We start from the raw sequence: 329 nt of genomic DNA, 5'->3' as shown, positions 1-329 counted from the left end.
TCCTCAACGCGATAAGCGTGACGCTCTTTAACAATTTGAATCAAGCAATCTGTGTGGGCACTCACAGCATCGAGCATCAAAAACAATTTTTGATTTTCAATGTCTGATGAAGTGACCAAAGCAACTTTTAGTTGCAGCAGTTAATTCAGCAATTCATTGAGCCGCTTTGCTTAAGCGATTAAGCAGGCAACCAAACTTAAATTGAAGAGTTTGATCATGGCTCAGATTGAACGCTGGCGGCAGGCCTAACACATGCAAGTCGAGCGGCAGCGGGAAAGTAGCTTGCTACTTTTGCCGGCGAGCGGCGGACGGGTGAGTAATGCCTGGGA

1 rRNA gene is annotated in these 329 nt (G+C 46.5%); it reads left to right on the top strand.

Features of this window, described 5'->3' with window-relative positions:
- Positions 1–198: 198 nt before the first annotated feature.
- Positions 199–329 (top strand): 16S ribosomal RNA (locus J9892_RS21620); the annotation flags it as partial.

The sequence above is a fragment of the Aeromonas sp. Prich7-2 genome (genome assembly GCF_017939255.1).
GTDB classification, from domain to species: domain Bacteria; phylum Pseudomonadota; class Gammaproteobacteria; order Enterobacterales; family Aeromonadaceae; genus Aeromonas; species Aeromonas caviae.
The sequence above is the reverse complement of the archived record's forward strand: the minus strand, read 5'-3'. Positions and strand labels throughout refer to the sequence as shown.